Here is a 9,273-nt window from a genome sequence, read left to right on the forward strand (position 1 = left end):
GGTGGCACTTCACTCTCTAAGCGACGGAAGGGCGGAAGCTGACCGGCCACTTTCACAAGGATATGCGCCCGCCATATCAAGATACGCCGGAAAGGTGACGACAAAGCAGGCGCCGGCGCCGGAGGGCGATTCGTGGTGCACGGTTGCGCCGTGACGCAATGCGATCTTACGCACCAGCGACAGGCCGAGGCCCCAGCCGCCGGCCGTCTCGCTGCTGCCCTGTGGCCGGAAGAAGGGCTCGAAGACACGCTCACCGGTTCCTTCCGGCAGGCCCGGCCCGTGATCGCACACCTTGAGCACCACCGAACCGCCTTCGATCCCCACACGCGCGCTAACCGGCGGGCGGCCATGTCTGTGCGCGTTCTGCATGAGATTGCGAACTAGCCGCATGAGCAGCTTCGGGTCTCCCACGACGACGCCAGGTTCGCCTGAGACGTCGACGCCGAAGCGTGCGCCTTTTTCGGCCGTTAGCGCCAGTAGATCCACCGGCTCTACCTGCTCCAGCTTCTCGATGTGGTCGAGCCGGCTGGCAAGCAAGATTTCCTCCACCAGCGCATCGAGTTCGGCGAGGTTGCGCACGATCTCATCGCGCATCGGGCCGCTTTGTTCGTTGGCGATGAGGTCGATCGCCACGCGCAGCCGCGCAAGCGGCGAGCGCAACTCGTGGCTGGCATTGGCAAGCAGCGAGCTATGCGCGGCAAGCAGCCGCTCGATCTGCTCGGCGGCGCGGTTGAAGCTCGCCGCCACCGCCGCCACCTCGTCACTACCGCGCACGGCGACGCGCGTGTCGAGAGCGCCTGCGCCCCAGCGATCCGCGCCCTTGCGCAATGCCTCAAGGCGGCGTGTGAGATGACGCACGACTGGAAAGGCGACAAGCCCTATCACCGCGGCGATCAGCGCGAAAAAGCCTGCCGGGCCGAACGCGGCACTTTCGAGTTCCTGGCCCACCTCTACGAAGATCGCGCTGGCGATCGTCACTGCAGCGAGGCTGATGAGCACGGTGAGATAGATCTTGACGAAAAGGCTGTTGCGCATGGCTTATCTGTCATCGTCCTGGCAACGGGCAAAGACATAGCCTACGCCGCGTACCGTAATGATGCGGCGAGGATCTTTCGGATCGGTCTCGATCGCGGCGCGGATGCGCGAGACATGCACGTCAATCGACCGGTCAAACGCTTCTCCCTTGACAATGTCCATGAGCTGCTCGCGCGACAGCGTGCGCCCGGGACTTTCGGCGAACGCCACCAAGAGATCGAACTGATAGCTGGTCATCGGGCAGTCGCGCCCCTCGACGCGGGCCGAACGCGAGGCAGGGTCGATTTCCAGCCGTCCGAAGCGCATGATGCGCGGCGAGGTGTTCGCGCCGGCGTTACGGCGGCGCAGGATGGCCTTCAACCGCGCCAGCAACTCCCGCGAATTGGACGGCTTCGACAGATAATCGTCGGCGCCTATTTCCAGCCCCACGATGCGGTCGGTTTCGCCGCCTCGCGCCGTCAGCATCAGAACCGGCACGTCGGACTTCGCGCGGATGCGCTTGAGCGCCTCGAAGCCGTCCATGTCAGGCAGCATGACATCGAGAACCACGGCATCGGGCGACAGCCGCGCGATCTCGGCAAGGCCTGCGCCCGCCGTATCCGCCGTTACCACACGAAGACCGTTGCCCGTCAGATATTCCGCGACCATGGCGGACAGGCGCTTATCGTCGTCGATGATGAGAACCTGGTCCGCCATGCTCGTTTGTCTGCTCCGATTCGAACCTGTGCCGGTACAGAGCTTACCAGCGTCGGTGGCTGCGATCCTAGAAGAGTTCGAACAGCTCCGCCCGCTGCTCGGCCGTCAGCACCGCGGCTGCGTCGAGCAGCGCCGTCGTCAGCTTGCGCGAGGCCTCGTCGACCGCCGCGACGCGCTCAGCGCGCAGCTCCTCCGCCGCCTCGCGGTCGAGGGTTGCGGCGCCGAGCAGCTTGGCGAAATCGTCTTGCGCGTGGTGGAAGCCGCGTATGATCGGGCGGACATCGTGATCGAGCTTGTCCATGATCGCCTCCAACTTGTCTTCCTGCTCGGGTGTGATGTCGATATCATCGAGCATGCACTCTAAGTGATGCCTCAACCCAATTTCGTAGCTGAAGTTGGCCTGCATGTGCATGTCGGGTCCGCCGTGGCCCCCGTCCATGCCGAAGCGCTGCATGCGCCCGCAATCCTGGCTGAGCGCGCCAGTGACGCCGACGGCGGCAAGCGCTACTATCGCAATGCCGCCTATGGCGATGCGCTTGCCCCAGCCCTTCTTCTGCGTGGTGTCGTGATCGTACGTCATGATGGTCCTTTCGCTACTGCGGCATCTCTGCCGCGACTGGGCCAATCTGAGAGCCCAATGTTTCGGCTGTTGCGGGCGAATGTAAAGTTGTGTGAAGCCGGCAAGGCGATATTGCGGCGGGAAGCGCGGAGTGCCGCGGAAGGTTCTCCACCCTACCTGAAACCCTGGGTCTTGAGCTCGATCTGATCGATGAGCCGTGAGGATCAATCTCTACGGTCTGGGAACAGGAAGGATGCGCGACGAGCAGACGTTCCAATGATGCGTCTTTGAGCGGCTACGTTTGGGGCCGTTGATCGGGATAGGGGGACGCCTCGCCGCGCCGACCCTCCCACACCACGGATACACGGATCACGTCCCAGGGCGGGTCGACCGGATTAAGCTCAGACAGATAGTGTCCTGAAGGTTCTGCAAAAAGTTCTGGAGAGAGACCAGCGCTTGCCCTGAGGCGAGGCGGCCATGGCACGCTGGTGACGTTGCGATCACCGATTCCCGTGGAAGGGTAAGTGCCATGACCAATCGAGAAATTAGACTGAGCAGAGGCGAGTTGAAAGCGTTGCTGTTGTCAGATGAGGACGGCTTTCGCAAGGTATTGCAGACTGTCGTGCAGGAGGCTTTGGAAGCCGAGATGACGGAGGCGATCGGGGTAGGCGAGCGGACGACGAAGCGGGTTGGTTAACGGTCCGGCTATTACGAACGCAAGCTTGTGACGCGGGTTGGCGTGCTGGAGCTCCGGGTTCCGCAGGATCGGGCCGGCCGGTTCTCGACGGAGTTGTTTGAGCGTTATTAGCGCTCGGAGAAGGCATTGGTGTCGGCGCTGGTCGAGATGTACGTGCAAGGCGTGTCGACCCGGAAGGTGAAGGCGATCACCGAGGAGCTGTGCGGCCATTCCTTCTCGGCCTCGACGGTAAGCCAGGCGACGGCGCGGCTGGATGAAGCCCTGAAGGCGTCCTTTGAGCAGCGGCCTGCCGAACCTTACCCGTACCTCATTCTGGATGCGCGCTATGAGCGGGCGCGCGAAGCCGGCGTGATCGCCAGCCAGGCGGTGCTGGTGGCGATCGAGGTCGACTGGGAGGGCCGGCGCCAGGTGCTCGGTGTCGATCTGGCCAACCGGGAAAGCCATTCGAGCTGGCGCGCGTTCGTGGCAGGGCTCAAGCAGCGCGGGCTCGCCGGCGTCGAGTTCGTCGTCTCCGACGACCATCCGGGGCTCAGGGCGGCGATCCGCGAAGTCCTGCCCAAGGCAGTCTGGCAGCGCTGTTACGTACATTATGGCCGATGTCCGGATTATGCCGACCTTGGGGGTGGATGTCGGCTTCGGAGGCGGCGATCGCTGCTATGGGGTCGGCATAATCACCGGCGGTCTGACGGATCGTGCAAACTCTTCTTCTTGTTTCCAAAGAAGGGGATGCTTTCATGTCAATCGATCCGGTTCGCGTTCGCGTCCAGGGCCCGCTTGCCCCGTTTGCGGCTGGGTTTGCCGGCGAACTCGCCCGACAAGGTTATACGCTGCTTTCCGCTCGCGAGCAGATGCGGCTGGGCGCGATTGAGCCGCTGGCTCGCATTGGAAGGCATGGACGTGGAGGGACTGGGTGCGAGCGAGGTCGATCGGTTCGTCCGTACCCGTCGTGCCGCTGGCCCGCAACTCCGCTCGATCAAAGCATTGCAGCCCCTGTTGGCCTATTTGCAGTCTCGCGGCGTGGTGCTGCCGTCGCCCCGTGCACCCGACGATCCGGCAGATCAGCTGCTGGACGATACCAACGCTATCTGGCGATTGAGCGCGGTTTGGGGATAGCGACCGCCGATGTCTATGCCCGGATGGTGCGCCCCTTTCTGCGTCATCGATTGTCGTCCGACGGGCGTGCCCTGGACCTTGCGGGTTTGGCCGCGACCGAGCCGTCACCTTTGTCGTGGCACGTTCCCCTCAGCTGAGCCGCGGCGCGGCAAGCCTGACTGTAACGGCGCTGCGGTCGCTGCTCACGTTCCTTCATGTCGAGGGTCTCATCGCGCGATCTCTTGCCGCTTGCGTGCCCTCGGTCGCCGGTCGGCGATTGGCTGGGTTGCCAAGGGACTGGATTGCGACCAGGTTCAGCGCCTGCTGACGTCCTGCGGCCGCGATACGTCGAACGGCTGCCGCGACTTCGCGGTCCTGACTATGTTGGTTCGTCTCGGCTTGCGGGCGGGGGAAGTCGCCAAGCTCAAGCTTGACGACCTGGATTGGCGGACCGGTGAGATTCTCGTACGGGGCAAAGGAAGCTGCATCGAACACCTTCCCTTGCCGGCCGATGTCGGCGAAGCGGTAGCGGCCTATCTGCGCCACGGCCGTCCCCGGACCGCCCAGGGCCGGACAGTATTTGTGCGAGTCAGGGCGCCCCACGATGCCCTCACAAGCGCTGGCGTGTCGCAAATCGTGGCCGCCGCCGATTGCCGCACCGGGCTCGGCCGGATCCACGCCCACGCCTGCGCCATACGGCGGCGTCGGCGATGTTGCGCGCCGGCGCGTCGAACCGGAGGTCGGGCAGGTCCTGCGTCATCGCCGCGCCCTGACAACGGCGATCTATGCCAAGGTTGATCGCGAAGCCTGCGAACGATCGCCCGCCCTTGGCCGGGAGAGGTGGCATGAGCGCCTTCGCCAGGCCCTGGCCGATTACCTGGCCATGCGTCGCGCCCTCGGCTACACGCTTGTTCGGTCCGAGAAGCTTCTTGCCCAGTTCCTCACCTATCTCGAGGCGCAAGGCGAAGACCACCTGACCACCAAGACGGCCCTCGCTTGGGCGATGCTGCCGGCAGGCGCGGATCGAAGCTGGATGTGGGCGCGACTTTCCGTCGTTCGCGGCTTTGCGACCCATCTGCGCGGGATCGAGCCGGCAACCGAGGTGCCGCCGTGTGATCTGCTGCCGGGGCGATCTTGCCGAGCGACGCCCTACCTCTATTCGCAGGAGGACGTCATCGCCTTGATGACGGCAACCGCGGCCTTGCGCACGCCGCATCGGGAAGCAACCTACCGGACCCTGATCGGCTTGCTGGCCGTGACCGGAATGCGGGTTGGAGAAGCGATCGGCCTGGACCGCGACGACTTCGATGCGGTCGGCGGCGGCCTCACCATTCGGCGCGGAAAGTCCGGAAAATCCCGCTTGGCGTTACATCCGAGCACTGTTGCGGCCCTCGGCAATTATCTGCGCCGGCGCGATCGACCCCGCCGGCCGCCGAACACGCCGGCCCTGTTCGTCTCACCGGCCGGCACGAGGCTGCTCTATGTGAACGTTCAAAACACGTTCCAGAAGCTCGTCTGTCGCGTCGGCATCGCCCCCCGCTCGGCAGGTTGCCGACCACGGCTCCACGACCTGCGGCACGCGTTTGCTAAAGACGCTTGAGCGGGAGCGGCTGACCCATCAGACGGTTCGCTATCATCTCCTTGCGGAATGCGAGATCGAAGGCATCGTCGTTGCGCAGCAGGTCCTGGTAGTCTCCGTAGGGACCGCTGAGGAAATAGATCAGCCAGACCGAGCCAAACCCAGCGCTCTGCGCGGGCAGGCCAAGGCGATCGATAATGCCGTCCAGCTCCGCTCGCATGAAAGCGCCAAGTGCGAAAAGACGTTCATAGAAGCGCGATATTGTTATCTCCGCATGCGTGTCCGAGTTGTCTATCTCGGCGATCACGTCGGCCTCCACCTAACCTTGCCGAGTGGGGAAGTGCTCGTGGCCAAGGATTCAAACCGTCAGGACGCGGGATACCCGGCTGGCGAGAGCGCAGATCGGCTAGAATCCGGCCGACGGTGTAGAGCTGCCGCGCGACAAGGCAAGCTGCGGCAAAGCTCGAGCCGATTCTGATCACCACAAAGGCGTCATCAACATCCTGACCGGCGGGCCGGCGAGATCGGCGACGAGATCTGCGCCAACCCGCTGGTCAAGAAGATCACCTTCACCGGCTCGACCGAGGTCGGCAAGATCCTGATCCAGAAGTCGTCCGTCACCGTCAAGAAGGTGTCGATGGAACTCGGCGGCAACGCGCCGTTCCTGGTCTTCGACGACGCCGATATCGAGCGCGCGGACCCGGAATGCGCGGCTTGCCGCAATCCGGTCGTTGTTCCGGTTCGCCGCCCTTCGTTACCCCGAGTACGCCGCGACAATCGAACGGGTGCTCGCGATTCCGCCTAAGCGTTTTGAGCGACAGCTTGTGACGTTCCTGACGGAGGAGGAACTCGATGTATTGCTGTCCGCCCCCGCGCGGTCGACCTACGCCTTGCTTCGGCTCGCCGCCCAAACCGGCCTGCGGGCGTCCGAACTGATCGGCCTTCACTGCGCCGATATCCATCTCGGTTCCGGCGCTCATGTCAGCTGTATCGGAAAGGGGCGAAAGCAGCGGATCACACCCCTTACCTCCAACATGGCCGCCGTGCTGCGCGTCGGGCTGGCCGAACGTGCCGGGCAGCCGGCCGATCCCCTCTTCCCTACACAGACCGGCAGGATGATCAGCCGCGACGCTCTCGAGCACCGGCTCGCGAGGTATGTCGAAATCGCTGCCAGAAACTGTCCGTCGCTGCAGCGGAAAAGGGTCAAACTGCACACCTTGCGTCATACCGCGGCAATGCGACTGCTGCGTGCCGGCGTCGACACCTCGGTGATCGCGCTGTGGCTTGGCCACGAACAGATCGAGACCACCCACATCTACTTGCACGCCGATCTGCAACTTAAAGAACGCACCCTGGCGAAAACCACGCCGGCCAACACGGCGCCAGGACGCTACAGACCGCCCGACAAGCTTCTCGCTTTCCTCGAGGCGCTCTGATTATGCCGACCCCATCGCAGCGATCACCGCCTCCGAAGCCGACATCCACCCCCAAGGTCGGCATAATCCGGACATCGGCATAATGGACCTTATGCCGACGTCGGCATAACGTGCATTTTATGCGCAACGTGCTGGCGCATGCCGGCAAGAGCGGGCGCCGGGTCGTCTCGGCCTTCATCGCCACCGCGTTTGCCCAGGAGACGGCCGAGGCCGCAAGCGTGCAATGGCGCGCCGTTGCCGATCAGATCCGGCCGAAGGTACCGAAGCTCGCCGCCATCATGGATGAAGCCGAACACGATGTCCTCGCCTACATGACCTTTCCGAACGAGCACCGCGTCAAGCTTCACTCGATCAACCCGATCGAGCGGCTCAACGGCGAGATCAAGCGGAGGACGGAGGTCGTCGGCATCTTTCCCAATGACGATGCCATTGTCCGCCTCGTCGGCGCCCTGCTGCTTGAACAGAATGATGAATGGGCCGTGCAGCGGGCGCGCTACATGACCCTTGAGACCATCAGTCAGAAGAGCGATGATCCGCTCATCAGCCTGCCGGCAGTGGCGCGCTGATCATTCCGGCCCACGCCGGAGAGCACGGAGATCAAGGCCGTCAGCTACACCACGTCCGTGGACACGATCCTTCTGTATCGGGATATTAGTCAAACCTAGCACCAGAATATAAGATGGTTTTGCGGTGTCGTTGTCGCCGAGCGTTCGCTACAACTTCGCAACAGCTACATGCAAACGGATCCGTTGCGCGATGCCCAATTCATACTTACCAAGACCTTGATGCAGACGTTCCGTTCCGCTGGCGTCTCTCCTGCTCTCAATTGCCCATGTTCGGTGACCGGCCTTTGCTCGGTTTCTGCCACGGCCAGTCGAAGGCTAGGCCAGGCGCTTGGTGCCGTAAGATAGAAAGCGAGTCTTTCTAACCAAATTGGATTGTCATTGGGCAAAGGCCTTGCCCAGCGCCGAAATAGCAGCGGGCGTTCACGAAGCATGGCTGAGGGCTGCCACGCGGCCTGACTTGAAGGCGCCCATCCGACGCTGCTTTCTTTGAGGCGGTTCGGGGGAGAGTTTTGGGCCAGGACCGATGTGTTGTGGGGTCGCGACTACTCCGGCGCTGACTGCAAACTGTCCGCCACCTCAGTCTGGCGGTGGAGTCCGTTCGGTGATTTGCCGAAGGCCTTTGAAATGGCTTGAGCCAAAACTTTGCAGTTTCGCGGGTTCGCCACCATGCTCTCGTGACCGCCTGGAACCGGCACGGTATGAATGGCCGACGCATCCAAAACCCGGTCCCATCCCCGCATTGGCGACGTTGCGTATTGGTCTGTGGAGTTCTTGGCGTGTTCCCTCCGGGGAAGGTTAGTTTCAGTGGCATAAAACTGGTGTATTGTTACCGGCAAGGATGGAGGTTCATACCCCTGCAGCGCTACATGAAACCGAGCAATTTTTTTATAAATCACCGCATCGTTTTGCAGATCACGATTTAACGGGATCGCTCCGATTTGCTGCGCTTTCTCGAGCAGCTGGGCGATCGAGCTTTGTTCAGCGAAACGTTCGAGCTCTGCAAAGCGCTCGTCGTCCAAGCATTCGAGGCTTTCCAGAACCAGTTCGTTGGCGATTTGGTTGGATGACATGGTCGAGCCATTTGCAGGTAGCGCAACATCGATGAAGGCCATGAACGAGACAGCTTCGCCTAACCTCCACAGGTGCCACGCAATTGCGTAGGCCAATATTCCGCCTGAAGAATACGCTGCGAGGCGATACGGCCCCGTCGGCTGGATTTCTTTCATCACCCCGATCGCCTGCGAGGCCATTTCTTCAAGAGTCGGGGCACACAATTCATTGAAATCCGGCCATGGTACCGCATAGACGGGACAGTCTATGTCCATTTCGCTTGCCAGCTTGACGGCGTAGGAACAATCGCCCCTCCCCGTCGGAAGAAAAAAGAGCGGCGGTTGCGATCCCGTCGCACGAATGGGGATCACTCCTGAATTGCTCGGCTGTGGTCCCAAATTGAGCTTCAACGCCAGATCCTTCAGAATGGGTGTCCGGAACAGATCGCTGGCGCTGAATTGCAGCCCAAGATTTGAGGCCCCACTGAGCAGCCGCACCGCCAGCAGCGAATGGCCGCCGAGCTCGAAGAAGTGGTCGTGGCGGCCGACCCGATCGAGCCCCAG

8 protein-coding genes and 3 pseudogenes are annotated in these 9,273 nt (G+C 62.6%); 6 read left to right on the top strand and 5 right to left on the bottom strand.

Annotated features, from left to right (window positions below):
* Positions 1 to 9: 9 nt before the first annotated feature.
* The 3 genes from CK222_RS30290 to CK222_RS30300 all read right to left on the bottom strand — a co-directional run bounded on the left by CK222_RS30290 (position 10) and on the right by CK222_RS30300 (position 2,311).
* Entirely contained in the window at positions 10 to 1,035 is a 1,026-nt protein-coding gene (locus tag CK222_RS30290) for a HAMP domain-containing sensor histidine kinase (RefSeq protein ID WP_095802843.1), read from the bottom strand.
* 3 nt (positions 1,036 to 1,038) lie between these two features.
* The gene (locus tag CK222_RS30295; RefSeq protein ID WP_095780028.1) at positions 1,039 to 1,731 is read right to left on the bottom strand and encodes a response regulator transcription factor; all 693 of its coding nucleotides are present in this window, start codon (positions 1,729 to 1,731) and stop codon (positions 1,039 to 1,041) included.
* A gap of 67 nt (positions 1,732 to 1,798) precedes the next feature.
* Positions 1,799 to 2,311 carry a Spy/CpxP family protein refolding chaperone gene (locus tag CK222_RS30300; protein ID WP_095780027.1) on the bottom strand — a complete coding sequence of 171 codons (513 nt, stop codon included), beginning with the start codon at positions 2,309 to 2,311 and terminating at the stop codon, positions 1,799 to 1,801.
* Between the two features lie 508 nt (positions 2,312 to 2,819).
* On the opposite strand from CK222_RS30300, the pseudogene CK222_RS33240 reads away from it, so the two are divergent.
* The 3 genes and pseudogenes from CK222_RS33240 to CK222_RS33250 form a co-directional block, all read left to right on the top strand.
* Positions 2,820 to 3,584, top strand: a pseudogene (locus CK222_RS33240) (IS256 family transposase); the annotation flags it as partial.
* A 531-nt stretch (positions 3,585 to 4,115) separates the two neighbouring features.
* Positions 4,116 to 4,877 carry a tyrosine-type recombinase/integrase gene (locus CK222_RS33245; RefSeq protein WP_245420781.1) on the top strand — a complete coding sequence of 254 codons (762 nt, stop codon included), beginning with the start codon at positions 4,116 to 4,118 and terminating at the stop codon, positions 4,875 to 4,877.
* A gap of 385 nt (positions 4,878 to 5,262) precedes the next feature.
* The gene (locus CK222_RS33250; RefSeq protein ID WP_245433392.1) at positions 5,263 to 5,679 is read left to right on the top strand and encodes a tyrosine-type recombinase/integrase; all 417 of its coding nucleotides are present in this window, start codon (positions 5,263 to 5,265) and stop codon (positions 5,677 to 5,679) included.
* Here CK222_RS33250 and CK222_RS30325 read toward each other — a convergent pair.
* Complete coding sequence (locus tag CK222_RS30325) at positions 5,666 to 5,965, bottom strand: hypothetical protein (protein ID WP_176477790.1); 300 nt, start codon at positions 5,963 to 5,965, stop codon at positions 5,666 to 5,668. The two genes, CK222_RS33250 and CK222_RS30325, sit on opposite strands and share 14 nt — an antisense overlap.
* 178 nt (positions 5,966 to 6,143) lie before the next feature.
* Between CK222_RS30325 and CK222_RS30330 the strand changes: the two are divergent.
* The 3 genes and pseudogenes from CK222_RS30330 to CK222_RS30340 all read left to right on the top strand — a co-directional run.
* Positions 6,144 to 6,352 (top strand): annotated as a pseudogene (locus CK222_RS30330) (aldehyde dehydrogenase family protein); the annotation flags it as partial.
* 37 nt (positions 6,353 to 6,389) lie between these two features.
* Entirely contained in the window at positions 6,390 to 7,094 is a 705-nt protein-coding gene (locus tag CK222_RS30335; protein WP_245433382.1) for a tyrosine-type recombinase/integrase, read from the top strand.
* Positions 7,095 to 7,204: 110 nt separating this feature from the next.
* Positions 7,205 to 7,660: pseudogene (locus CK222_RS30340) on the top strand (transposase); the annotation flags it as partial.
* A 542-nt stretch (positions 7,661 to 8,202) separates the two neighbouring features.
* Here the strand turns inward: CK222_RS30340 and CK222_RS30345 are convergent.
* The coding region (locus tag CK222_RS30345; protein WP_245433385.1) for a thioesterase domain-containing protein at positions 8,203 to 9,273 on the bottom strand (1,071 nt) is incomplete at its 5' end.

The organism is Mesorhizobium sp. WSM3866 (assembly GCF_002294795.1).
GTDB lineage: Bacteria > Pseudomonadota > Alphaproteobacteria > Rhizobiales > Rhizobiaceae > Mesorhizobium.

What these genes read in the sequence shown, in the direction of transcription:
- CK222_RS33245 (WP_245420781.1), top strand. Translation starts at nt 4,116, where the DNA reads ATGCCCGGATGGTGCGCCCCTTTCTGCGTCATCGATTGTCGTCCGACG.
- CK222_RS30300 (WP_095780027.1), bottom strand. Translation starts at nt 2,311, where the DNA reads ATGACGTACGATCACGACACCACGCAGAAGAAGGGCTGGGGCAAGCGC.
- CK222_RS30290 (WP_095802843.1), bottom strand. Translation starts at nt 1,035, where the DNA reads ATGCGCAACAGCCTTTTCGTCAAGATCTATCTCACCGTGCTCATCAGC.
- CK222_RS33250 (WP_245433392.1), top strand. Translation starts at nt 5,263, where the DNA reads ATGACGGCAACCGCGGCCTTGCGCACGCCGCATCGGGAAGCAACCTAC.
- CK222_RS30295 (WP_095780028.1), bottom strand. Translation starts at nt 1,731, where the DNA reads ATGGCGGACCAGGTTCTCATCATCGACGACGATAAGCGCCTGTCCGCC.